The sequence below is a fragment of the Peptoclostridium sp. AF21-18 genome (assembly GCF_003478825.1).
Lineage (GTDB): Bacteria > Bacillota > Clostridia > Peptostreptococcales > Peptostreptococcaceae > Peptacetobacter.
In genome coordinates this window covers 1-26,830 of record NZ_QUGE01000007.1, presented here as the reverse complement: position 1 = coordinate 26,830, position 26,830 = coordinate 1, and the positions used below count along the sequence as shown (strand labels likewise).

The window sequence follows — 26,830 nt, the reverse complement described above, 5'->3', positions numbered from 1 at the left end:
AATATATCTAATTTAATTTTCCTAGCTTGTTAGATTAAATCTAAAAGCTTTAGAAAACAGGGTACACTTATTTAACTGTTATATTTATATTATCTCCAGCTCCATCTATTACAACAGTAGATCCATTGTATATTTCACCTGAGATAAGTTTCTTAGCAAGCATAGTTTCTAATGTACCACTGATGTATCTCTTTAATGGTCTAGCTCCATATACTGGGTCATAGCCTTCATTTATCATTACTTCCTTAGCTGCATCAGTAAGTTCTATTTTTATTTCTCTATCTGCTAATCTATTTCTTAATCCCTGCATGAATATATCTATTATCTGTTTTATTTCTTCTCTGTTTAGAGGAGTAAACATTATAATATCGTCTACTCTGTTTAGGAATTCTGGTTTAAATCTGTGTTTCATTTCGCTCATTACAACATCATTTACTTCTTCAGTTATATTTCCACCTGATTCAAGTAAGTACTGACTACCTATATTAGATGTCATTATGATTATAGTATTCTTAAAGTCAACTGTTTTACCTTTGTTATCTGTAAGTCTACCGTCATCTAATATCTGTAAGAATATATTAAATACATCTTCATGAGCTTTTTCTATTTCATCGAATAGTATAACTGAGTATGGTTTTCTTCTTACAGCTTCAGTTAGCTGTCCTCCTTCTTCATATCCTACATATCCTGGAGGTGGACCAACTAATCTAGATACTGAGTGTTTTTCCATATATTCAGACATATCTATTCTGATTATATTATCTTCACTGTCGAATAAGTTTCTAGCTAAAGTTTTTGCAAGTTCTGTTTTACCAACCCCTGTAGGTCCTAAGAATATGAATGAACCTATTGGTTTGTTTTCATCTTTTAGTCCAGCTCTTGCTCTTATTACAGCATCAGATACAGCTGTAACAGCCTTGTCCTGACCTATTACTCTCTTATGTAGTTCATCTTCTAGTTTAAGAAGTTTTTCTCTTTCTCCTTCAAGAAGTTTTGTAACTGGTATACCAGTCCATTTTGATACTATTTCTGATATTTCATCTTCTGTTACATCTTCTTTTAGAAGTGGTGTTTCAGATGCATTTTTCATCCGTTCTTCTTTTTCTTTAATCGCTTCTTCTAAGTGAGGTATTTCACTATATTTAACTTCAGCGGCTTTATTGTAGTCGTATTCTCTTTCGTATTTTTCTACTCTACCTCTAGCATCATCTAACTGAGATTTTAAGTTTTTAATTTCTGTTATATAAGATTTTTCTTTATCGTATTTAGCTGTCATTTCATCATTCATAGATTTTAATTCAGCTATTTCTCTCTGTATATCTATTAATCTTGCCTTACTCTTATCGTCATCTTCTTTTAGAAGTGCTTCTCTTTCAGTTTCTAATGTAAATAATTTTCTTCTTATTGAGTCTAGTTCTGTTGGAAGAGAGTCTATTTCACTTCTTATCATTGCACTAGCTTCATCTATTAAATCTATAGCTTTATCTGGTAAGTATCTATCGCTTATATATCTATCAGATAATTTTGCTGCTGCAACTATTGCATTATCGTGAATTCTTATACCATGATGGATTTCAAATCTTTCTTTTAATCCTCTTAATATTGATATTGTATCTTCAACACTAGGTTCTTCTGCTATTACTGTCTGGAATCTTCTTTCTAGTGCTTTATCTTTTTCTATATATTTTCTATATTCATCAAATGTTGTAGCACCTATACAGTTTAATTCTCCTCTTGCAAGCATTGGTTTTATTAAGTTACCTGCATCCATAGAGCCTTCTGTTTTACCTGCTCCAACTATATTGTGGATTTCATCTATGAATAATATTATCTTACCATCAGATCCCTGAACTTCTTTAAGAACTGCTTTTAATCTTTCTTCAAATTCTCCTCTGTATTTTGCGCCTGCTATTAATGCACCCATATCAAGAGAGAATATTATTTTGTCTTTTAGACCTTCAGGAACATCTCCTCTAACTATTCTTTCTGCCAATCCTTCAACTATTGCAGTTTTACCAACACCAGGTTCACCTATTAAAACTGGGTTGTTTTTAGTTCTTCTTGATAATATTCTTATAACACGTCTTATTTCGTCATCCCTACCAATTACAGGGTCTAGTTTATTCTTTTTAGCTAATTCTACTAAGTTTGTACCATATTTTGCTAGTGCATCATATGTGCCTTCTGGATCTTGAGTATCTACTCTCTGATTTCCCCTTACCTGATGAAGTACACCTAAGAATGCGTCTTTAGTTATACCAAAATCTTTTAATATCTTGCCTGTAGCTGTATTTTTTTCAAGCTCAATTATAGCAAGCATAACATGTTCAACACTTATATATGAATCTTTGAAGTCCTTTGAAATTTCTTCTGCTTTTAAAAGTACCTCGTTTATTCTTCTAGTAGCTGTAACCCCCTGAGATTGAGCTCCTTCACCATAAACTTTAGGTATTCTATCTAATTCATTTTCTACAGATCTTCTAACTGAATCTGGAGATATTCCCATTTTTTCTATTATATTAGGAATTAATCCATCTTCCTGATTCATTAATGCTGAAAATAAATGTATTGTATCAACTTGCTGGTTGTTGTGTCTGACAGCCTCCTGGAAAGCTTCATTCAGACTCTTCTGTACTCTTACTGTCATTTTTTCTACGTCCATAATCTATCCCTCCATTTTTATGCTCTATCATTTATTATTATAGATTTTCTCAAATCTATTAAACTATCTAGAAGATTTTCTCCCCTAGTAGTGTCAAATCTTAAATTCATTACAAAACTCTTGTCCTCATTGAAAAATCTAAATAAATCATTTGAAGAGGCGTTTAAATATAAGTTTGTATCAATCTGTCTATCCTCTCCAACCATAAGATTATTGCACTTTTCTAAGAATGAGTTTCTAAAATTCATAGTATATACACCAGAATTTTGGTCATAACTATAAAATGCTACGTTATTAAATACTCCTATTAGATTAGAGTTTATAAAGTTGTACATTCTATTATTGTTGTATATAGATAATTGCTCATATATATACTCTCTAAAAATTGGATGTACATTTTTTTCAAGCTTAACTGCCAACTCTTGTGGCATTTCAAAGTATATTTTCCAGTACTTTGGATTATCCTTTTCTAAAGTAAGAGCTGTCTTTTGTCTGCCTTTATCTTCAAACCTATACAGTTTACAGATAAAGTTACTTTTTTGAAGAGAAGTTCTCTGTTCTTCAAAAAAGGAATCAAACCACTGGAGTATATTTCTGTCTAGCTTCAGCATTTAAATCCCTTCTTCCTATTTGTATTTTTTCTTGGATAAGGAATTGTACTCCTCCATCAGCTGATCTCTTTCAGGTTTGCTGCCCTTATAAGAAATCGCTGGGTTTATCATATACTCCCCATTTCTTACCCTCTGAATAAAGTCTCTTTTCTTTAGTTTTGTAAACAAGGTCGAAAGAGATGTCTTAGGATAATCAAAGATTTCTGCCATTTCATCTAAAGTCATCCTTATCTTATTTTCTCTATCCATAGACTCTATAAGCATAAGTGGTATTAAATCTTTCTTTGTATAAGATCCTTCGACAACCTTGACGAAATTTTTTAAGCATATATTTGAATACTTATCCTTCTTGGGTACGAGGTTCCTACTTTCTGTATATTTTTGATCTACATCAACTTTTGATGAACTATTTATCTCAAGCACTTTACTCACCTCGTTTCTTCCTCTTTCGTTAAACCTATCATAGTCCTTTTTTAAATGAATGTCAAAGCAAGTTTTTGTGAAAGTTTATCTCTTGCGCTAACTTTTATTTGTCTTAAAGATAAACTTTTTAATTTTAGTAAACCTAGTTATTTCAATGGATTCAGTTTGCTTTTTAAAAAATATCTATTTTTTTGAAAAAAAATTTTTAATAATCGTTATGTGCTATAATTATCTTAATAAAATTATTTGCAAGAGGTGTTTTTTATGGCGGGGTATTTAATTTTAACAAGTCAAAAGTTGATATTAAGCACAAATTATATGCTTTTTTTATACGGATTATTTACAATTTTTATGTTTTCACTTTTAGATAGGTATATGAATGAAGTAAGCTCTATGGATTTTTTATATCTAGGATTATTTGATGCAATGGTGGCTCTTCCACTATTTTCATTTAAATATCCTGATACAAGTTATGGATTTTTATTTTTAGGATTATCTATAATTCCTCTATTAAAACTTTATCAGGCATATTGTAATAGTAAATACTTTCATTTTATAAAACTAGTTAATAGATTTGCGGTTGTCGTTACAATTGCGGTATTTTTATTAGATAATGTATCTATTTTCCCAGTAGAACATTCTGATACTTTTATTTATATAATACTTTTTATTGGTTTACTGCTTACTACATTTTTAGCTGCAAATATATATAGAGAAAAAAGTATTACCCCTATTTTTTCTTCAGCTAATTTAATACTTATACTTAGCATAATAGGCGGTACTTTGGGTGAAAGTATAGAGATAATAATTTTAGGAATTTTAATATTCTCAATAGTAGCTACAGTTGCCCTTATTGATAATTTTGTAAAAGAATATAGAAATGAAACATTGATATATATGAGAGAAAAACTAGTATATAAAGATATCCTTACATCAATGAAAAATAGACAATCTTTCGAAAAGCAGTTAAAAGAAGATGATAAAAATATAAATGATTTTAATTCATATTGGGCTATTTCTATAGATTTGTCAGATATTAAATACGTAAATAATAATTTTGGTTATTCTCATGGAGATAAATTAATACAGAATTTAGCAGATAGTATAGAAAATACTTTTGAAGATATCGGCAACTGTTTTAGAATATGTGGTGATGAGTTCATCATTCTTATCAAAAACGAACCTAAAGAAAAAGTTGAACGATATATAGAGTTATTCCAATCTGTGGTATCTTCCTACAACAAACTACACGATATTAAAATGATTACTTCTTTAGGATATGACTCTTATAAATTTGGTTATGATAAATCTATATTTGATTTAGTGAGTAGAACAGATTATATGATGTGTAAAAACAAAAGAAGGTTTAAAACATCATGGATGCCTGACGAAAACGAAGAATTACAAGAATAGAGAATAATAACTAACTTAGTGTATTGAAGAAGATAGAAAAAAACTCCTCTACAATGCAACTTGATTGCCTGTAGAGGAGTTTTTCTATGACTTCACTATCCTAAAGTTATTAACTTATACATTTACATTTCTTTTATTTTATAATCAAATCCAGCTTCATCCATTATGTTTAGGTATGGCATCGGATCAAAGTATTCTGGAGAGTATACACCTTCTCCTGTCCATATTCCTCTACCTATAAGCTCTATTGCTATTGCTGCTCCAAATCCTGTCTGAGCAACTACAGCCTGCATTCCCCAATCCTTCATAGATTCCTGATTATCAAATGTCTGGTACATCATTATTTCTTTTTCTTTGCCGTCTTTAATTCCTTTACAATGTATACCAACGCACATTTCTCCAATCATTTCATTTCCTATATCCTTAGGCTGAGGAGCACACGCAGCTACAACATCTCTAGGTGAAACCTTCACTCCACCGACTTCTACAGGCTTAGTTCCTCTAAGTCCTAATTTATCTATAACTTTTAATGCGTTCATTAAGTTTTCATCAAGAGATATTTTATACGTAACTCTTTCTAATCCGTACTGTTCAAGGTATCTAGGCATTGTAACAGTTTCTTCGTGCTCAATTTTGACTAATGTGTTTTCACCTACTTCTGGCATATCAAATTTTTCTTCACCAGCAAAGGCATCCTCTACTATAAATCCACCGTTGTTTTTATCCCATTCAACATTAGGATTCATACATTCATCTAAAACTGTCCACACATTAAATCCAAATGTAATATCGTCTTTATCCGCAGAAGGTATCTGAAGATTTCCACCGTCTTTTACATGTATTTCTTTTATTTCATCAAATAATTCTGTTGCTGCGTATTTTGCAAATACATTTACAACTCCTGGATCTATTCCCATACATATACAAGCTAACTGTCCTTTTTCTGCCCATTTTTCGTGTCTATCAAAGTTGTATTTTGTCATAGGCTCTGTATAACTATTTTCTATACCTAAACCAAATGCAGGATTTTCCATTGGAACAGACCAAGTTCCCATATTTCCGTAGTCTACCCCTGCTTCAAATGCTGCATCAAATATATAATTACTTAAAAATGGAGCTGTTGCATCCATAACAAAATCTAAGTTATATTTTTTTACAAGTTCTTTCATACTTTCTTTTGATTTTGCATTTACAAATTCTGGTATAAATCTATCGTAATCTCCTAGATTATCACAAACCTCTTTTGCTCTCTCTAAATCGTAGTCAGAAACAACTACAAACTCTAGCCAATCTCTATTTTTATCTCTTTCTTTTAAAATCCTTAAAATTGATTCACCGACTGCTCCGGCACCTACTAATAACATTCTCATAATTCTTATCTCCTCTTTGTATATATAGTCTTGCATCTTACACAAATATGGATTTCTCTTTTTATTATAAATAAGCATAAAAATACCAACCTTGCAAAAACATAAAAAGAGATACAGATACACAAATAAATGCATCCATATCTCTGTCCTTTTGCCAGTTGGTTATATCCTCGTAGGCGGTGAATTTAATCACTCTCTCCAAAGTATCGTCTGACTGCCCTCCTTTTGCCTGTCAGTTTCCACAGAAACAAGATGAAATTTCTGTTTTGCTTCTTCGGCGCTTTTTACAAAGTCTCTAATGCAGTCGTCATCCGAACATATTTGATTGTCATTTTTATAATATAAGATTTTTATCAAACTGTCAAATTTTTTAATTCTAAATATTTATTTTTTTAATACTTATCTAATCCCAACCATCATCATCTTTATCTTCATTCTTTTCATAACTTTCCAGCTGACTTACATGATATCCTATATCATCCAACATACTCTCTTCAAATTCCTTTAGAATACTTTCCTTAAAAGTTATAGGAGTTATCTTTTCTATTGGTTTTGCAAGTCTAAATGCTGCCTTTTTAAGCTCAGATAATTTTGAACTAGCTGAATCATCGTCCTCAGATTTATTTATACAGTCTATAAATTCATCCAATGAATAAACCTTAAATTTTTTAATCTTTTTCCCCTCTGCTATAGACTCAAGCAACTCTATAAAAATATCTTGATAAGTCGCATCTTTTCCCATTTTTAAAGCTTCCGCAGTTTCTGGAATAAGATTTTCAAAGAGAATTCTTTTTGGATTTTTACCAACAACTCCTCTGCTTTCTGCATAAGGTAATATCTTTTCATCTGGATAAGAAATCAATCTGTTCATAAACTCATCATCTGTTATTCCATCTATGTAGTATTTATTTCCTTTTAATCCTTCAATCTTTTTAATCCGGTCAAAATATCCTCTAAGCATATTTCTTCTTATAGTATCATTGCTGAATATAAGACCTCTCCCAAGTGGCTCAGAAGGTTTTATTTCTATAAACTTAGTATCCTCTTTTATAGGCTCTCTAAGTTTTCTGTTTGGAGAAACTCTAACAGCTATTAAATCATCATACCCTTTGCTTTCTAAAAGCCTTAGAGGACAATTATCATAAAATCCGCCATCTATAAAGAATTTACCATCTATATCTTCACTTTTAAAAACAGGCAGATTTGCACTAGCCATTATGTAGTCCTTTATCTTGCCTTTAGGAATATCCTCCTTAAAAATCTCTACTGGTACAGGTTTTAATCCGTCAAACTCAACTGTAACAAGCCCAAAATCCATTTCAGATGCGCGAATTTTATCCTCATCTATATAAGTATCCAAAATTCTTCTAAGCTTTGTAGTATCAATTCCTTTATTTGCTATGACTTTTTTTGCTTCAGTAGATGCATATTCTAACATACTTCTATCTATATTCTTGTCGACCAAATTCTCCATAAACTGGTTATCCACATTGAACAATGTCTCAGGTTGCATATTTTTCCACATATTGTAGCATACATCAAAGTCACCTTGGACTATCATAGCTGCATTAAATGCACCTATAGATGTACCAACAGCTCCTTTAAATTTATATCCTCTTTCAAAAAGTGCCTTTAGTACTCCTAAATGATATGCGCCTTTTGATGATCCACCTTCTAATGCAATTCCCTTCATAATTATCACCTCCTGTGATAATAGCTATATTCCTAAACCAAATTTTTTACCTAGACTTAAAAGACCTCCATCTAAATAATCTGTATTTACATTAAATTTCCATTCACCATTGTGTCTATACATTTCACCAAATACTATCTCTGTATTCTGACCTACACTATCATTTATCTGGTAGTTATATATTACTTCTTCCCGATCTAAATCTATTATTCTCATAGATAAATAGTCAAATCTATCATAATATCTAAATACATCACCGTACTCAGTTAGAGTAAGTGCAAATGCTATCTTTCTTATTTTATTAGGTATTTTAGACATAGTTATGTAAACTTTATCTTCTCTTTCGTTTAATTTAACTGATTCAGATGGATGCTCTCTATTTTCACTATAAATAAAATCCTCATAGCTAGTCATTGTTCCGCTACCGTCAGTTAAAAAAACAGCCGTACCCATTTCAAAATCGTCTTTCTTTAAATAATTATTTACTCTATAATCAAATTCAACCAAAACATTTTCTAATTCTGGTATATCTCTTGTAAGTTCAACCTTCTGACCTTTAAGTATTTCCTTCATTTCAAAAAATATCTCCTTTTAAAAATTTCTACTTATTAGATTATACAACAAATCTCTAAAAAAAGTGAACTTTACTAGCAGATTATATGTAATTTATTCTTGTTCATCTTCTTTCTTTTTTATGTTCTCTCTTAACTTCCTTCATATGTTTGATTTTCTTAGTGCTTTCTTCTATCTTAACTATACTAGCTTCAATTTCTTCTTCGTGCTGTTCAAGTTTTTTATTGAATCTTTTACCAATTAACCAAGAAACTAAAGTCAAGCCTATAAATAAAGCTATCTTTAATGGACTGTGGATAAATCCAGTTATGTCCTCTGCTATATAGCTTATTATTATAAACATTACAAATTTACCGGCTAACATAGGAGGTATAAAGTCTATTAATTTTTTCTTGCCACAAAGTGCAGATGCCAAAGTGGCCCGGCAACTAGGCATAAACGGACATGCATAAGCTAAGAACAAAATACTGAAACCTTTTTTATCAACCCATTCTATTACTGAATCTACTTTATTATTCTTTAAAAGCCACTTTAAAATCCTAATATTTCTAAATCTAGACACCACTAAAAATAGTGCTGTTGTACCTAGACCTGATCCAATCCAAGATATGACAAGACCTTTGAACATACCCAATATTGCAGCATTTGCAGAAACTATTGCTACAAGTGGAAGCGCTGGTATAAAACTTTCTACAAATGCACTAAAAAGACCTGCAATTATAGATAATATTAAATTATCCTGTGCTATATATAATAAATTTTGAATGTGCTCCATAATAAAACCCCTCTTATCTATAATGATACAAATTAAATAAATATTAGTTTTAATATTTATTTTTATTTGCTTATTTAATATATATATTTGATATATGCTCTTATTATACCTTCTTATTCTTGAGGAATTCTTAATTTTTTCTATAAATATTCTAAAAAAGGCTGCTACATTTTCTCCCCTAAAATGTAACAGCCTTTAAAACCGTTCTATAAAAATTCACCCTATATAATTTAACTTTATAAATATAAATTTGTTTAGTTAAAGCTATCCAACATATGCTTCTGCTTCCATTTCCTCAACAACTTCTGTTTCAACTTCTTTATTTCCAGCAACTGCTGTAAATGCTGATACAAACATTATTGCAACTCCTATTGCCTTTCCAATAGTGAATACTTCACCTACTACAGTCCATCCTATTATAGATGCAGCTATAAGCTCAACAGATGCTACAACACCTACAATTGAAAGCTCGCATCCTCTAGCAATTCCCTCAGCATAGAATATATATGCCATCGCCGCTGGGAATACTCCTAGAAGTATCATATATGGAAGCACATTCATGTCTGTAACAAATCCTATCATTTCAACTGGTTTTGCTGAAGGTATCATAAATATTGCTCCAAATAAAAATCCATAGATTAAAATTGTTTCACTAGAAAATTCTTTTAATGCATTTTTACTTATTATTGGCATTAATGCATAAGTTATTGCTGCCATTATTCCCATTATAATTCCGTATGTATTTATTCCTTTTAGATCAAGTACTCCACCAGTAACTGCCATAATTGCTCCAATACAGCATAAAATTAGAGAAATTATCTTAGCTCTAGTCATTTTTTCTTTATAAACTATTTTTGAAAATACCGCTAAAAACAATGGTGAAGTATATAAAAGAACTGCAGCTATTGAAACACCAGTCACTTCTACTGCTTTAAAATAACATTTATTAAAAAGCCCCTGACATATTATTCCTATTGCTCCACAATATAAAAGACATTTTAAATTTATTTTTAAAACTTCTGGTCTTCTTATTAGCGAATATAATGATAACACTATAAATCCTATAAATAATCTAGTAAATGCAACCTGTTCAGATGAAAGACCTCTTTCCATAAGCATATTTCCAAATAATCCTAGCGTAGACCATAAAATCCCTGCCATTGCTATAAATACGTATGAATTTACACCTTTTTTCATATCATTACCCCCTCAATTTTTTATTATTACATTATATTTGAATAGCAAAATACATGCCATTTATATAGTATTTTTATTTTTGCATTTAACATTTATAAAAGTTAGCGTTTGCAATATGTACAGTTTTTTTCTTATGGTTATTTCAATTTTTATCATTTTTTTATTTTGACTATATATTTTTTTATCGTTTTTGTAGATATTTTTAAGTCGTTTTTAACTTATTTATTCTTTTTCTCTTCATATAAATCAAAATAGACTTATTTTTAAGTCTTTTACAACTTATTTTTTAATTTACTTATGATTAATATTGTCTAAATAAGATTTTTAAGTTATATTTGACTTATAAATATACACGAGGAGGAAATTATGAAATATAGTAAAGATTTTTATCAAAAAATAATAGAAGCTTCCCACGACGAAATATGTGTTTCTGACAAAAATGGTGTGATTATATTTTGTAATAAATCATTTGAAGAAAACTACGGAATTTCAAAATCAGAAATGATTGGAAAAAATGTAGAATACCTAGAAAATCACGGATATGCTACAAAGAGCCCTATTCCTCTTGTTATACAGAGTAAGAATCAGATTACAGTAGAACAAGAAACTCATACTGGAAAAAATTTACTAATAACTGCTACACCAGTTTTTTCCGACAATGGAGAAATTGAATACGTTGTTGAAAATGTAAGAGATATAACAGAATTAAACAAAATAAAAACAAAACTGCAGACCACAGAAAAAGAAATGAACAAGTATAAATCAGAGGTAGAAACATTCTATAGAACTACATTAAAATACGAGGACAATATTATAAGCAACGGTCCAGTTATGCAGAGTATTATGCAAACTGCTGATCAAGTTTCAAAGGCAAATGTAAATATTATGCTACTTGGTGAATCTGGAACTGGAAAAAGCTCACTTGCAAAGTTTATTCACCAGCACAGTCATAGAGCAAATGGTCCATTTATAACTATAAACTGTGCAGCAATCTCTCCTCAACTTCTAGAATCTGAGTTATTTGGATACACATCTGGTGCATTCACAGGTGCTAGTTCCAAAGGAAAGGTGGGGCTTGTAGAGCTTGCAAATGGTGGTACTTTATTCTTAGACGAGATTGGAGATATACCTCTTCCACTTCAATCAAAGTTTTTACAATTAATTCAAGAAAAAACATTTCTTCCTGTGGGTGGAATAAAACAGAAAAAAGTTGATATCAGGATTATTTCTGCTACAAATGCGGACATACTAGCAAAAGTAAAAGAAAGAAGTTTTAGAGAGGATTTATACTATAGATTAAATGTAATAGAAATAAAATTGCCTCCTCTTAGGGAACGTGGAGATAATCTATTGAATTTGATTCGCTACTACTTTAAAAAATACTCTATACAATTTGATATGAAAGATAAAGTAATATCTGATGAAGCAGTTAAATTTATAGCTAGCTATAATTTTCCTGGAAATATTAGAGAGCTACAAAATATAATGCAAAACATCGTACTTACATCAAAAAATAATTACGTAGATGTAAATTCTCTGCCAGAAAAAATTATATATACAATCAAAAATAATAATTCTGGCATATATGATAATTTATCAGTTTACAATAATTCATTTGTTTCTGATTTTGATAGCTGTAATGATAATAGTATTAAAAACAAAACAGATAAATTTAGTATAGATAATAATATAGATTCTAAAATTGTTGAAGATTCTCAAGAAAAACATCCTATATCTTTTTCAAAAGTAAACGATATCAGTTTTTGTATAGACGATAATAATTTGCAAGATTTTAATGCTCTTATTTATAATTTCGAAAATAAGATTGTTTCTGAATATTACAACAAATATAAAAGTAGTTACAAAATCGCTGAAATTTTAGGAATTTCACAATCAAAAGCTAGTAGATTGATAAGAAAGCACATAAAAAAATGATATTAAAAATGACTTTTTTGTCTACATAACCTTGTAAAATGCAAGTTTTTCTGCTATTATATTAGTAAAGAAATGCAGTTGACATTTCTTCTCACAAATCATTTTATTTGTGTAAGTCTAACGTTATACAAACTTCTCTACTTGGGATGTTTGATACTTTAGATGAAAATTTTTTTACGAGGTGCAGAGAAAAAATATGTTAATGAACACACACTTTCAGATTGCTAAATCAGTGTTAGAAAATATGGACGAAAAAAAGGCATTATTAATAAGTGAAAAGAACTTCGTGTACGGCAACGTTAAGCCAGATGCGTTTTCAAAATATAAATTAAAAAAGCATTATATGGAAGAATCTTTCAACATGATTATAGAAAAAGTTAAATACTTATGTAGTTTAACTCTTGAGTCTTTATCAAAAGTATTTTCTACTAGCAGACTAAGCCAGGAACTAGGTGTTATATGCCATTTCTTATGTGACTTCTTCTGTGTTGCTCACAGCGAAAGATGGGAGTTCAAACACAGCATGAATAAACACGTTATATATGAAAGAGAGCTTGCTGCTAAAGCTAAAGAAACTGATTTAGTAAAAATCAAAGGCGATGGAGATATAAAAGAAGGCGAATTCGAATCTTTCTTTAATACTCTTTATAGCCAGTACAAAAGCAATGGAAATTATATAGAAAACGATCTGAAGTTTTCTACTTACGTTTGCAATAGCGTTACTGATTTTGTATTAGGAAGTATCCTTTCTAATAGTAATGCAAATGCAGGTTTACAGATAGCATAAACTAATCTTTATACTATGAATTTTCGGGGATCGAGCACGGATCCCCTTTTTATTTTACAAATAAAAAGAGTGATATCTAGTATTTATAGTACATTACATAGATTATCACTCTTTATATTTTATAATTATTTTATTTTAGATATTATTTCTAATGCCTCAGCTACATTATTTACAACATACTTAGCCACTGCTTTTACATCTTCTCTTGCATTTGCCATAGCAAATCCATGTTCGAAACCAGCTATCATACTTATGTCATTAGGTGAATCTCCTATTGTAGCTACCTCTTTTGGATCTACTCCTTCTTTTTCCACAACGTATTCTATCGCTTTATTCTTAGCCACACCTTTTGGCACTAAGTTTATAGTATTTTCACTAGAGAAATAAATATCTAGCTTGTCAGAAAATTTTTCCTTTAACTTAGCTTCTATCTCTTCAAGTTCTTCTGGATGGTTAGAAGCAAATCCTATATTGCCCACCTTGTTATCAAAGCTTTCTCTACTTGCAAAGTCTGGCTCTACTAAAAAATCATCAGAATAAGAATTGAACGCTTTTCCATTGTTTAGCACAAGCATATTGCCATCAAATTTAAAGTATATTTCAGCTTCCATTTCTTTTACATTCTTTATTTCTTCGTATTCTTTTATTACTTCTCTTACTAAATCATCACTTAAAGTTCCTGTAAATATTAAATTTAATTCGCTATCGTATATATATGATCCATTTTCTGCTATGAAATATCCATTTAGAGATATATCATTTTTTACCATTTCATATCCCTGTCTAAATATTCTTCCTGTAGCTATATTGAAAATTCTTCCACTTTCTTCTATTTTCTTTACAGCTTTTGCATCTTCTTCACTAACCCCATTGTGATAAAGAGTTCCATCTAAATCACAAAATACATATTTTATCATAGTTTATTTACTTCCTTTTCTTCAGTTTCTTTCAAAAATTTAATTTATGGTATTATTCTATCAGAATAATAAATTTATTGTTTTAGTATTTTTTTACAATTCTTCAAGCATGCTTTTTAAATCTATTAATATCTGTCTTACAGCTCTACGTCTTACCTTCTGTCTATCTCCTCTAAAGTTATTTTTTCTTATTTTAGTTTCTCCGTTTATAGATATAGCAGTATAAACTAAACCAACTGGTTTTTCATCTGTTCCACCACCAGGTCCTGCAACACCAGTTGTAGATAATCCTATATCTGCCCCAAGTCCTTTTCTTATGCCTTCTGCCATTTCTGTAGCTGTCTGTGGACTTACTGCTCCATAATTTTCAAGAGTTTCTTCAGATACACCAAGTCTTTTAACTTTTGCTGCATTAGAATATGTTACACAACCTTCAAGAAATACATCTGATATACCTGGATAATTTATTAATGTTCCAGCAACTAAACCACCTGTGCAAGATTCAGCTGTAGCAATAGTTAATCCTTTTTCTACAAGCATTTTTGCAACAGTTTCTTCTATTTTAGAGTCACCGTCTACTAATTCTTCTCCACCTTCTGCGTAAATATATTTTCCTACTCTTTCTCTGATCTCTGCAACCTTTGCATCTAATAACTCTTTTGCCTCTTCATCATCTTTTGCTTTAGCAGTTATTCTTATAAGTACTTCCATTTCTTTTGCATAAAGTGCAACTGTTGGATTTGTCTGGTTATCTAATATATCTTCTATTTCAAGTTCAAGTGCTGACTCTCCTATTCCGTTGAATCTAAGTACTCTAGAAACTAGCATACTATCTGTAAACTGATGTAAAAATGGTCTAACACTTTCATTAAACATAGCTTTCATTTCCCAAGGTGGTCCAGGCAATACTATTATTCTTTTGCCATCTTTTTCAAATATAGCTCCAGGTGCAGTTCCATTGTTATTTTTTAGAACTGTAGCTTCTACAGGAAACATCGCCTGTTTTTTATTATTTTCTGGAATTGGTTTATCTGGTGCAAATTTCATACATCTTTCTTTTATATATTCCCAAGATTCTTCATGAAGCACCATTTCCTGCCCAAAATACTCTGCTGCCATTTCTTTAGTTAAATCGTCTTTAGTTGGCCCAAGTCCTCCAGTTGTTATAACTAAATCACTTCTTTTTAAAGCTTCATCAAAACATTCTAATAATCTCTGTGGATTATCTCCAACTGTACTCTGATGGAATACTCCTATTCCAAGTGCAGCTAATTCTTTTGATATATACTGTGCATTTGTGTTTACTATATCTCCAAGTAATAATTCTGTTCCTACTGATATCAATTCTGCTCTCAAATATTTCACCTCTTTTTTTATAATGTATACAATAAATTTTATCAGAATAATTTTACTTTTTCAAATCACATATATTTAACTTTCCATATTAGATAACATAGATTTTATGTCTGCACCATTATGAAGCATCAATAATACTATATCGCTATCACTTTTTTCTAATATTTCATCTGTTTTCATTTCTACATATCTAGGATCTACAATTTCAACTTGATAAAATAAATCTGATAATAACCATGTCAAAGGTGCTTGGTATGAATCTCTAATAACCATTATTTTCTTTTTTGTAACAGCATCCTTATTTATCATTTTGTAATATGAATGATTTCCTGTATATGCACCACCATAGGTCATTTCCTCTTCTTTATATCTATCAAAAATTATATAATTTTCTTTTACTCTTTCAAACTTTCCATTTTTTAGTTCGTAATATTCATTATTATAATCCCTATCCATATATACATATGGTATTTTTTCATTTTTATCTAATACACAATTTAAATTTCTATTATAACTTCCAATAAATGGCTTTTCATCTATATAACTAGTTTTATAATTATATTTAGACAAATCAATATTTAAATTTTCATAAATATTTAATCTATCTATTATATATTTAAATGCTTCAAAAGCACCTTTAGAATTCCAATGATGATCTGTCTTGAAATAAAATTCTTCTAGTTCATCATTATCAAACTTATCTAAAAAATAGCTTCCAACGTCTATACTTGTTATACCTTTTTCCTTTAATGCATTTAAAAATAATTTACTGTTTTCCATACCATAATTTTTGTCTACATACTTATCTGGATATTTGTGAGATATTGTTTTTTCCTTTTGAGGTAATGAAACATAGTACATTTTTTTATCTGATTTTTTCACGCTATTTGATATTTTTTCTATGATATCAACATCAGATTTACAATCATCTAGTCTTTTTTTATTGCGCTCTACTCCACCCAATATCCATCCATCATCGGTTACATATAATCCCTTAACCGTAGATTTTTTTGTAATTAATTGCCATTTTGTATCTAATTTCATCAGTTCTTCTCTAAAAACAAACTGATCCGTATAATAATTTTCATATAAACTTGTAAATGTTTTATCTTTTATATTCTCAAAAGTAGGTCTTTGAGTTAACGCTCTATTTTCGCTTTCACTTTTTTCTTTATCCTTAGCAAAAGAATTAATAACACTAACTCCAAATATTATAACTAAAAATGGTATTATCAAAAATAAACTCTTTTTTCTTTCATTCATTCTTTACTCTCCTTCAAAATTATAAAGTATCTAAATTAGTCACATATAAAAAATTCAAACTAACTAATATTATATATCATTTAAATATAAAAATTATTAAATTTTATATTTTTTATTTTAATATTTAATTTTTAGAACCACTATATTGCTAAACTTAAGATATTGTGGTTCTTTTTTATATTATTATTTGACAATATAATAGTAATTAGGTGATTGATGAATAAATTTTTACATTTTAGAAATTACTTTAATTTAATAAATAGATTTTAACAAATCAAAAGGAGTGAATAACTTTGAAAAAGAAAATAGCAGTAGTAATGGGTGGAATATCATCAGAAAGAGAGATATCTTTAAAATCAGGTGCAGGAGTTTTCGAAAGTCTTGACAGAGAAAAATATGAACCAATAAAAGTTGTAATAGATGAAAAAACAGATATAATAACAAAAATACCAGATGACGTTGATTTTGCTTTCTTAGCACTTCATGGGAAATTTGGTGAGGATGGATGTGTTCAGTCTGTTCTTGAAACTAGAGATATACCATATTCTGGATGTGGACCACTAAGTAGTGCAATGTGTATGGATAAAAATATATCTAAAAAAATATGTAAAGCATCTGGAATACCAACAGCAGATTGGATTACAGTTAAATCAATAGAAGAAATAGACTACGATAGAATAGAAGAAATGGGATATCCAGTATTTGTTAAACCAAATTCTGGAGGATCAAGTGTTGCTACTTTTATGATAAAAGAAAAAGCAGGGATAGAAGACGCTGTTAGACAAGGACTTGAAGTAGATACTGAAGTAATGATAGAACAGTATTTACCAGGTGAAGAATGTACTTCATTCATACTTGACGGTGAAGTATTCCCTACAGTTTCTATAAAATCAGAACAGGAATTCTTTGATTTCGAAGCTAAATACTCTTCAGATAATGGAGCCGTTGAAGAAGTTGTTTATCTTGAAGAATCACTTCAGAATAAATTAAATGAATACTCAAAAATGTGTTGGGATGCATTCAACTGTAGAGCTTATGTTAGAGTTGACTTTATAATAAGCAATGGTGTTCCTTATGTTCTTGAACTTAACACTCTTCCAGGACTTACAGCTACTAGCTTAATTCCAAGAAGTGCTGCAGCTAAAGGAATATCTTACTCTCAGCTGTTAGATAAATTAATTTCTTGCTCTCTAAAATAATATTATATATAGTATTAAAAAAATGGGACTTGCGCAATTTTGCACAGTCCTATTTTTTATGCATTCTATTTTATTTTCTCTAACTTTATTTTCTAAAGTATAATATAATAGTAATTGAGATTAATAATTTTTATAATTACTTTAAAATAAAGTTTTTAGAAATTATTTTTCAATTTATGAAATATAAATTTACTTTTTGAGGGTGATAATTTGATTTTTTCAGATTTTAAATTGGAAGGTAATCTTCCTATATATATACAAATCAAAAATTATTTAAGCTCCTTGATTAATAAGGGACTTCTTCCAAACGGAAGCAAACTTCCATCCACAAGAGAGCTTTCAAAAATACTATCTGTCAGTAGAAATTCAGTTATAGCTGCATACGACGAGCTAAAAGCTGACGGCTTCCTATACTCTGTGAACGGAAAGGGAACATTTGTAAACTCAGAAAAATTGATTACTTCTTCTGATTGGAATATAGATTGGGAGAGTCTTGAAAATAGTTTTTCAAAAACTGCAAATGAGCTTGATATAGTAAAAAATGAGATTCCCTGGAGTTCTGATCTAATTTCATTTAAAAGTATCTCTCCAGATGGAGATTTATTTGATATGGATGAGTTTAAGAAATCATTTATGAGTAGAATTTCCGTTGAAAGTCATAAATTACTCAATTATGGATATGCACAAGGTTATAAGCCGTTGATAGATTTTTTAGGTGATTATATGAAGAAAAAAGGATCTTTTTCTAAATCTAAAACCACATTAGTTACAAATGGATTTACTGAAGCATTTGACCTGATACTATCTTCATTTACAAAACCAGGTGATATGATAATTTGTGAAAATCCAACTCACAATACTTCTATAAAAATAATGAGAGCACATGGAATAAATATACAAGGTATTGATATTGGGAAAGATGGATTAGATTTTGATATGCTAGAAAATATTTTAGAGAAACATGGAAATTCTATAAAATTTGCATATCTTACCCCTTCCTACCATAATCCAACTGGTAGCGTAATGCCACCTGAAAGCAGATTAAAATTCTATAATCTTATGAAAAAATACTCTATACCTATTATTGAGGATGGTTTTAATGAAGAACTATTATATTCAAGTTCGCATATATTCCCTCTTTCATCTTTTGACACTTCTGGAAACGGGGTAATATATATAGGTAGTTTTTCAAAAATACTTTTTCCAGGCATGAGAATTGGATGGATTTATGCGGATAAAAAAATCATAAATAGGCTGATAAGTGTGAAACGTTGTAGAAATATACATACTTCTTTCTTAGATCAAGGAGTTCTTTTTGATTATCTAAATAGCGGAAAATTTGAAAAGTATATAAAAAAAATAAGAAAGGTTTATGGCGAAAAGTTTGGTGTTGCTCGTGAATGTGTAGAAAAATATATCAACAACGAATATATTTTGGGCGATGGAGGACTACATATTTTTATAAAACTAAAAGGTATTGATGCAAGAGAACTTTTAGATATGTGCTACAATAAAAAGGTTATATTTATGCCTGGAGATATATTCTTTACAGATAATAATGGATATGATACCCTAAGACTTGGGTTATCTAGGCTTTCACTTGAAGATATTGAAAAAGGTATAAAAATAATCGGTGAAACTATAGATGAAATGAACGAAGAAAATAAATAATTAGCAAGGAGATATTATGAATTTAATTACATTTGAAAATATATGCAAAAGTTATTCAGAAAAAAAATTAATAGAAAATCTTTCTTTTGGTATAAATGACGGTGAAAAAATTGGTCTTATCGGTGTAAATGGTACTGGTAAGTCTACTCTTTTAAAAATTGTAGCTGGAGCTGAAGAGATAGATAGTGGAAAAATAACAAAGGCAAATAGAGTTAGAATTGAGTATTTACCACAGAGCCCTGACTATGACGAAAATGCAACTGTTCTTGAACAGGTATTTAAGGCTGAATCAAAGGAATTAAACCTTCTTGGAAGATATCAGGATTTATTAAAAAAATTAGAAAGAGAGTACTCTGACAAAACAAATGAAGAACTTATAAAAGTTCAAGAACAGATAGATACAATGAATCTTTGGGATTTAGAAAATGATGCTAAAGCTGTACTTACAAAGCTTGGAATAGATAACTTTGACCAGAAAGTATCTGAGCTTTCAGGTGGTCAGAAAAAGAGAATTTCTCTAGCATCTGCACTTATAACACCTTGTGAGCTTCTAGTTCTTGACGAGCCTACCAACCACTTAGACAGTGATACTATAGACTGGCTTGAGGAATATCTAAACTCAAGAAAAGGATCTCTATTAATGATTACACATGATAGATACTTCCTTGATAGAGTTACAAATAGAATTCTTGAACTTGATAAAGGTAGATTGTTTAGCTATGAAGGAAACTACACTCTATTCTTAGAGAAAAAAATGGAGAGACTTCAGCTTGAATCTAGTATGGAAGATAAAAGACAGAATCTTATCAGAAATGAGCTAAAATGGGTTAAAAGAGGTGCTAGAGCTAGAACAACTAAACAGAAAGCTAGACTTCAGAGATTTGATGAGCTTGTTAATCGTGAAGTTATAAAAGAAGACGAAAAAATAGATATCTCTGTAGCATCAAGCAGACTTGGTAAAAAAATAATCGAAATAAAAAATATATCTAAAAGTTTCGATGGTAAAAAAGTTATCGACGATTTAGAATACACTCTTGCCAGAACAGATAGAATTGGTATTGTAGGTAAAAATGGACTTGGTAAATCTACCCTTATAAATATTTTAAATGGTAAATTACAGCCAGATAGCGGTACTATTGAAATAGGTGAAACTGTAAAAATAGGTTGTTTCTCTCAGGACGACTCTCATATGGACCCTAGTATGAAGGCCATAGATTATATAAAAGAAGAAAGTGATTATATAACAACTGCTGATGGAACTAAAATCACAGCATCTATGATGTGCGAGAGATTCTTATTCAATGGTACTCTTCAGCATACTATGATAGAAAAATTATCTGGTGGTGAAAGAAGAAGACTTCACCTATTGAGAGTTCTTATGGGTGCCCCAAATGTGCTACTTCTTGACGAACCTACAAATGACCTTGATATAGAAACACTTAGCAGATTAGAAGACTATCTTGATGAATTCGACGGTGTTGTAATAACTGTTTCACATGATAGATATTTCTTAGATAGAATATGTAATAAGATTTTTGCCTATGAAGGAAATGGTAGAATCTTTATTTTTACAGGTAACTACAGCGATTATACTATTTTTAGAGAAATTCAAGGAATTGAATTTGAAGACGATAAACCAGAAAAAGTTGTTGAGCCTAAGAAAGAAAAAGAGAAACCAAAGTCTGATAAAAAGACTAAGTTCTCTTATAAAGAACAGAAGGAATATGATTCTATTGATTCTGATATAGAGCAATTAGAAAAGAAAATCGCTGCACTTGAGGAAAGTACTGCAGTTTATGCTACTGATTTCACAAAACTTCAGGAAATAATGAACGAAAAAGCAGAATTAGAAAAAGAACTTGAATATAAATATGAACGCTGGGAATACTTAAATGAATTAGCAGAAAGCTTCCAGTAAAATAATGAAAATAAAAAGACTGTCCCCTACTCCAGGCTTCAACGGCTCACTCTTTAGAGTAACACATTTCAAAGTCATGAGCCGTCTCCAGATTGTCGTTAGGGTGACAGTCTATTTTATTTTCATAAGTTTTTCTGAAACAGCTTTTACACAATTCATTTTGCGTATTTAAACTTCAGTGTCGCTTGCAGTATTGTCGTTTATTTGGCTATACACCTCTTCTTTTTTATACTACAAGCCTTATTCAAGCGAGTACGCCCAAGCTGCTTTTATTTGTGATTTTATGTCATTATAGTTCCATAATTTTTCACTTCTAGCTATATTATTTGGATCGTGTATTACAAGTTGTCCGTCCTTCATTCCAGCAATTACTATAAAATGTCCTTCTCTAGTAAAGTATCCTGGTCCTACGCTACATATTATAGGATTACCGTTTTTTAACGCACTTTCAAAACTAGATTTTGTATTATCTATTGCCAAACCTTTTACACCGTATTTCTTCGCGCCTTCTACCATAAGGTTCCAGTTTGTTCCAGCAGCTTCGTGGAATCCATGCTTATCACTATACTTAGCAATTTTTATAGGTGTTATATCTTTATCACCAGTAAGCCCAGATACAACCATTGATAACGCTGTTGGACCACATCCATTTATTGCAAGTACATTATCTCCATATTCGTACCATCCCCATTTTGGATCCCATTGCTGAAGTCTTGGTATTTTGCCATCACCACATTCTTCACCTATATTTATTAGAAACGATGGCTTTTTAAAATTATCTCTACTAAGAACAAAATCTAAAGTCTCTCCATTAGAATACAATAATTTTATTACATCTTCTGGATAACTTTCTATATTTTGTATAACCTCATTATATCTATTGTCTTCTTTTGCTCTCTTTTGGAATTCTTCAGTGTATTTTGTAGGATTTTCAACTGGTATAGCATCAGTGTTTTCAGTACCAGAACCTCTTGTATAAACAGCTATTATCAATAATACTACAAATGCTATTGTTATTTTTATGCTTTTTTTAAGCTTTCTTTTCTTTTTCATAATAAATACTCCTAACTATTATTGTAATATCCATTTTAATCATTTTTTCTTTTCTTGTAAATGAATTACATAATATCTTCATATAATATTTAGAGTATCTTTAGAAATATTTGGTTCATTATTTTTATTGGTATATTATCAAAAAATAAGAAAAATCTATGAAGCTTGATGATATTTTTATATTTATCAGAGCAATTTTCATAGATTTTTATTATTATCCTATTTTATACTGGTATATTTTCCTTAGGAAGTTTCTTTTTATTTACCTTTCCTATTGGAGTAACCGGTATTTTGTCAATCTGCATAATATATTCAGGAACCATATAAGGTGGTAAAGACATTTGAAGGTAGTTTTTTACTTTTTTAGGATCCACTTCTTCATCAGATACATAAAATGCCTTTAAGTAAAGTTCTCCTTTTTCGTCTGGTCTAGCTATACAAACAGAGCTTTTTATTTCTGGAATGTTATTTATTTCATTCTCAATTTCGTATATCTCAACCCTTATGCCTTTTATCTTAACCTGACTATCCATTCTTCCTATGCAGTCAATATTTCCATCCTCTAACCATTTAGCAAGATCTCCTGTTTTGTACATAAATCTAGTGTACTTATCAAATGCAAATGGATTTTCTACAAATTTTTCCTTTGTAAGCTCTTCCTTATGCATATATCCCCTAGATATCTGTATTCCAGAAAGACATAGCTCTCCAGGAACACCTATTGGACATATATTTCCATTCATATCAAATATATACGCATAAGTATTGTAAATTGGTTTACCTATTGGAATCTTTTCGTACTCTTTATCTACATAGAATGAAGTCGCAAGTACAGTAAATTCTGCTGGACCATATTCATTATATATCTTGTAATTTCTTTCTTTATATCCTTTTAGCTTATCTCCTCCAGATTGCAATACTCTTAAATACTTGTTATCACAATTTTTAATAAATCTTTTTGCGAATATAGTTGGAACTGCTAAAATCGTTATCCCCTTCTTTTCACAGTACTCATTTACTGTATATTCATTTGCTCTTGCGGTTTCTGGAATTATATCCACTGATGCCCCACAAAGCAAATATGGGAATATCTGTTTAACTGCTGCATCAAAACTAAAACTTAGATAAACTCCACAAATATCATTTTCATCTGCGTTTATATAATCTATAGCGTACATACACATATTCATAAGACTTCTATGCTCTATAGACATACACTTTGGTCTACCTGTAGATCCTGATGTAGATATTCTATATGCACAGTTATCAGGGTACACGTACTCTGTTATTGGAATATCTGTATTGAACATAGACTCATTTTCTATAAATAATAGTTTTTTATCTGTTTTAGGAAGTTGATTTTCTAATTTTTTAGAAGTTATTATTACTTTTGCCTCACTATCCTCTAAAAGATATGACATTCTAACAGATGGATTACTTATATCTATTGGAAATACCGCAGCTCCTGCTTTCATTATACTTATTGCTGCAATTATTACACCAATATTTCTAGGTAGAATAACTGCAACTGTATCTTCTCTTTTTATACTAATGCTATTTAAATATCCAGCAAATCTCTCTGTTACAATATCTAGCTCTCTATAAGTCATAGATGTTTTTTCATCACTAATAGCTATATTATCTGGAGTTTTCTTGACCTGTTCATAAAAGCCATCCATAAATGTCATATCTGGTGGTCTTTTTTTACAGCTCATATTAAACTCTTCAAATATTTCTTCTTCCTCTTCTTTAGAAACAAATCTTATGTCTTTCATTTCTATTTTTTCATTTTCTACTATCTGAGAAATAACTGTTTCAAACATAGATAAAACTCTTTCTGCAGTATCTTTGCTGTACTTAGAAGGCATATACTTAGCCCTTATAACTAGAGTCCCCTCACCAGCTACCATATCTACAGCAAACTCATATCCTTTAAGTCGCATAAGGTCATCAATCATATCCTTTGCGTACATATCTACATTTCCACTTACAAAAATTGTATTTATCAATTTTTTATCTAATGGACTATTTTTTTCTATCTCAGAAAGCATATAAGTCAAATATTCTTTTGAGTTGTTTTTCTGATTTACAAATATTTTAAGTACATCTACAAAAGTTTCATTTTCCTCAGTTGTAATTCTTATTGGGATAATATTCATCGTACTACCAAACATAACATCCCTTTCAAATGTATATTCTTGCAAAATCAGACCATATATTAACTCTACTATATCCGTTATATTTATCCCCTGTTTTTCAGAAAACTTCTTTAATCTAGCGTATTTATCCTTATTAATTACTATTTTTTCTTTTGCTATTATGCCGTCTACTTCTTTGTTGAAGTAATCTGCTGGAATTTTTGCCATATTATTATAACCTTCAAGCAGATTAGACCAATGTAGTGCTGCTCTTTTTATTCTTTCCGAGCTTACAGACATCTTTTTTTCTGTATTTTCCATTCTAATTCCCCCTTTTCAAAGACTTGGAAGGGTTATTTGTAGTCGTATTTTTTTGTAGTTTCGCAAAGAACTACTCTTATTGTTTTATCAAACATATTTCTGTATGAGCTTAAGAATTCATTCAGTTCTCTGTCTGATAAATCTATAGCTTTATTGCTACAAAGTAGAACTTTATCCTCTTCTATTATTATCTCTATATCATTTAAATCATTCTTTATATAAGATGTTATATTACTTTTGATTTTTATTTTTTGACTGTATTTATCATAGAAGCCAGATGCTTTAGTATACCGGTCTACACTTTCTTGAGATGGATTTGAAGAACTTATTCCGCTTATTTTTTCTGGATCTAGTCCGAATTTTTTAAGCTGTTCGTCCATTTCTTTTGTATCCATTCCGTATCTTTCCATAAATTTCTGCTGTATTTTATAGAATTTTTCTTGAGATATATTGTTATCTCTCATATAGTCCATCATTTTTCTTGAAAAGCCAGCCATACTTAGGTTACCGCTAGCAACATCACTATAAAGGCTGTACATATAATCTTCAAATTTATCTACGTCAGATTCTTTTACTTTATTTTTTAATTCATTAAAATCTATTATTTCAGACATTTTTATACCTCCCGAAATTTTTGTTTAATTGCTTATCTATTTTTTAACTTTTAATTTAATTGGAAAAGCTATTTTTATATTAAAGATTATAACATATATAAATAAAATTTAGCTTAAAATTTTTGAAAATTTAATGGCTTTATCTTTATTTTATTCATAAGTATTTATTTAATAATGATATAAAAGTATTAAAATTAATTAAAAATGGGTAATACTATATCAAAAGCATTATTTTGGTTGTATATATGTTATCTTTTTATCCAAATATATTGAAAAAAGGCTTAAAAACTGTTATCTTCTATACATATGATTATTTTTATTTTTTAGTAATACTAACGTTTATCTAATTTATTTTTGTAATTATTTATGTTCTAAAAGTATATTTTAGGTGGTGAGTTCGATTTCAAAAAAAAATAAAAATTCAGCTTTTGCAATGCTGATAGCATTAATTATCGTTATGGTAATTTCATTTGGTGTTATTTATGCTGTAACCACTTTTGTTGGTATTGGTCTAATGACTTTAATCGGATTTGAATATAATTCTATTCCAGCAGTATTTTTATTCTTCTTTATTTTTGTATGTTTTACTATACCTCTAGATTTTATTAGTACGTCTATATTGGACTTCGTGCATTTTAAGGGACGTATTCCAGAATCTTTTTATAAGGTTTTGGAATTTTTAGTAGAGTTTGTTTTAGTTTTATTGGGATTGTTGGTTGTGGATAGTATTATGAAGTCTATTTCTATTCCTTTTAGGACTAAGATTTTATTCTCTGTGCTATTATATGTATTTACTTCTTCAATAGAGTATTTATTTTTAAAAGATAAAGAAGAAAATTAAAACATAATATTTAGTAAAAAAGAGTACCTATCGCATTGATAAGTACTCTTTTTAGTATGACGGGCATGCTATTAATCTGTGGTGAAAGTCCATAAAAGGC

At 29.8% G+C, this 26,830-nt stretch carries 21 protein-coding genes and 1 riboswitch; of the genes, 7 read left to right on the top strand and 14 right to left on the bottom strand.

The features are described 5' to 3' along the window. Positions 1–67: 67 nt before the first annotated feature. The 3 genes from clpB to DWX74_RS04825 are packed head-to-tail and all read right to left on the bottom strand — an operon-like array spanning position 68 to position 3,705. Positions 68–2,662, bottom strand: coding sequence for an ATP-dependent chaperone ClpB (gene clpB, locus DWX74_RS04835; protein ID WP_118548964.1), 2,595 nt, complete (start codon positions 2,660–2,662; stop codon positions 68–70). A 17-nt stretch (positions 2,663–2,679) separates the two neighbouring features. Then, positions 2,680–3,273, bottom strand: a complete 594-nt coding sequence (locus tag DWX74_RS04830; protein ID WP_006439226.1) for a hypothetical protein — start codon at positions 3,271–3,273, stop codon at positions 2,680–2,682. 15 nt (positions 3,274–3,288) lie between these two features. After that, complete coding sequence (locus DWX74_RS04825; protein WP_286164210.1) at positions 3,289–3,705, bottom strand: replication/maintenance protein RepL; 417 nt, start codon at positions 3,703–3,705, stop codon at positions 3,289–3,291. Between the two features lie 255 nt (positions 3,706–3,960). Between DWX74_RS04825 and DWX74_RS04820 the strand changes: the two genes are divergently transcribed. Beyond that, positions 3,961–5,109: a diguanylate cyclase domain-containing protein gene (locus DWX74_RS04820; protein ID WP_118548963.1), complete on the top strand. Its 1,149-nt coding sequence runs from the start codon at positions 3,961–3,963 to the stop codon at positions 5,107–5,109. 122 nt (positions 5,110–5,231) lie between these two features. Here DWX74_RS04820 and DWX74_RS04815 read toward each other — a convergent pair whose 3' ends face one another. The 5 genes from DWX74_RS04815 to DWX74_RS04795 form a co-directional block, all read right to left on the bottom strand. After that, entirely contained in the window at positions 5,232–6,479 is a 1,248-nt protein-coding gene (locus DWX74_RS04815; RefSeq protein WP_286164209.1) for a saccharopine dehydrogenase family protein, read from the bottom strand. 207 nt (positions 6,480–6,686) lie between these two features. Further along, positions 6,687–6,790, bottom strand: a riboswitch (glycine riboswitch). A gap of 92 nt (positions 6,791–6,882) precedes the next feature. Next, entirely contained in the window at positions 6,883–8,172 is a 1,290-nt protein-coding gene (locus DWX74_RS04810; protein WP_118548962.1) for a patatin-like phospholipase family protein, read from the bottom strand. Positions 8,173–8,196: 24 nt separating this feature from the next. After that, positions 8,197–8,745 (bottom strand): TerD family protein, encoded by a 549-nt coding sequence (locus tag DWX74_RS04805; protein WP_118548961.1) that lies wholly within the window; start codon positions 8,743–8,745, stop codon positions 8,197–8,199. 103 nt (positions 8,746–8,848) lie between these two features. Beyond that, a complete protein-coding gene (locus tag DWX74_RS04800; protein WP_286164208.1) occupies positions 8,849–9,520 on the bottom strand; it encodes a TVP38/TMEM64 family protein in 672 nt (223 codons plus the stop codon). Positions 9,521–9,784: 264 nt separating this feature from the next. Further along, a complete protein-coding gene (locus DWX74_RS04795) occupies positions 9,785–10,717 on the bottom strand; it encodes a DMT family transporter (RefSeq protein WP_118548960.1) in 933 nt (310 codons plus the stop codon). 366 nt (positions 10,718–11,083) lie between these two features. On the opposite strand from DWX74_RS04795, the gene DWX74_RS04790 reads away from it, so the two are divergent. Then, positions 11,084–12,652 carry a sigma-54 interaction domain-containing protein gene (locus tag DWX74_RS04790; protein WP_118548959.1) on the top strand — a complete coding sequence of 523 codons (1,569 nt, stop codon included), beginning with the start codon at positions 11,084–11,086 and terminating at the stop codon, positions 12,650–12,652. Positions 12,653–12,848: 196 nt separating this feature from the next. Continuing rightward, the gene (locus tag DWX74_RS04785) at positions 12,849–13,439 is read left to right on the top strand and encodes a zinc dependent phospholipase C family protein (protein ID WP_118548958.1); all 591 of its coding nucleotides are present in this window, start codon (positions 12,849–12,851) and stop codon (positions 13,437–13,439) included. Positions 13,440–13,564: 125 nt separating this feature from the next. Here the strand turns inward: DWX74_RS04785 and DWX74_RS04780 are convergent, their stop codons facing one another. The 3 genes from DWX74_RS04780 to DWX74_RS04770 all read right to left on the bottom strand — a co-directional run bounded on the left by DWX74_RS04780 (position 13,565) and on the right by DWX74_RS04770 (position 16,975). Beyond that, positions 13,565–14,356, bottom strand: a complete 792-nt coding sequence (locus DWX74_RS04780) for a Cof-type HAD-IIB family hydrolase (RefSeq protein WP_118548957.1) — start codon at positions 14,354–14,356, stop codon at positions 13,565–13,567. A gap of 93 nt (positions 14,357–14,449) precedes the next feature. Further along, a complete protein-coding gene (locus DWX74_RS04775; RefSeq protein WP_199647567.1) occupies positions 14,450–15,712 on the bottom strand; it encodes a competence/damage-inducible protein A in 1,263 nt (420 codons plus the stop codon). Positions 15,713–15,787: 75 nt separating this feature from the next. Beyond that, positions 15,788–16,975, bottom strand: coding sequence for an alginate O-acetyltransferase AlgX-related protein (locus DWX74_RS04770; protein WP_118548955.1), 1,188 nt, complete (start codon positions 16,973–16,975; stop codon positions 15,788–15,790). 293 nt (positions 16,976–17,268) lie between these two features. Between DWX74_RS04770 and DWX74_RS04765 the strand changes: the two genes are divergently transcribed. The 3 genes from DWX74_RS04765 to DWX74_RS04755 all read left to right on the top strand — a co-directional run bounded on the left by DWX74_RS04765 (position 17,269) and on the right by DWX74_RS04755 (position 21,763). Further along, positions 17,269–18,174: a D-alanine--D-alanine ligase gene (locus DWX74_RS04765; RefSeq protein ID WP_118548954.1), complete on the top strand. Its 906-nt coding sequence runs from the start codon at positions 17,269–17,271 to the stop codon at positions 18,172–18,174. Between the two features lie 210 nt (positions 18,175–18,384). Then, positions 18,385–19,845, top strand: coding sequence for an aminotransferase-like domain-containing protein (locus DWX74_RS04760; protein ID WP_118548953.1), 1,461 nt, complete (start codon positions 18,385–18,387; stop codon positions 19,843–19,845). Positions 19,846–19,861: 16 nt separating this feature from the next. Next, entirely contained in the window at positions 19,862–21,763 is a 1,902-nt protein-coding gene (locus tag DWX74_RS04755; RefSeq protein WP_118548952.1) for an ABC-F family ATP-binding cassette domain-containing protein, read from the top strand. 240 nt (positions 21,764–22,003) lie between these two features. Here the strand turns inward: DWX74_RS04755 and DWX74_RS04750 are convergent, their stop codons facing one another. The 3 genes from DWX74_RS04750 to DWX74_RS04740 form a co-directional block, all read right to left on the bottom strand. Further along, positions 22,004–22,816 carry a C39 family peptidase gene (locus DWX74_RS04750; protein WP_118548951.1) on the bottom strand — a complete coding sequence of 271 codons (813 nt, stop codon included), beginning with the start codon at positions 22,814–22,816 and terminating at the stop codon, positions 22,004–22,006. Positions 22,817–23,040: 224 nt separating this feature from the next. Further along, positions 23,041–25,275 (bottom strand): amino acid adenylation domain-containing protein, encoded by a 2,235-nt coding sequence (locus tag DWX74_RS04745; protein ID WP_118548950.1) that lies wholly within the window; start codon positions 25,273–25,275, stop codon positions 23,041–23,043. A 32-nt stretch (positions 25,276–25,307) separates the two neighbouring features. After that, positions 25,308–25,889, bottom strand: coding sequence for a DUF3867 family protein (locus DWX74_RS04740; protein WP_118548949.1), 582 nt, complete (start codon positions 25,887–25,889; stop codon positions 25,308–25,310). Between the two features lie 433 nt (positions 25,890–26,322). Here DWX74_RS04740 and DWX74_RS04735 point away from each other — a divergent pair, with 433 nt between their 5' ends. Next, positions 26,323–26,730, top strand: a complete 408-nt coding sequence (locus tag DWX74_RS04735) for a YrvL family regulatory protein (protein WP_147382053.1) — start codon at positions 26,323–26,325, stop codon at positions 26,728–26,730. The last annotated feature ends 100 nt before the right edge of the window (positions 26,731–26,830 follow it).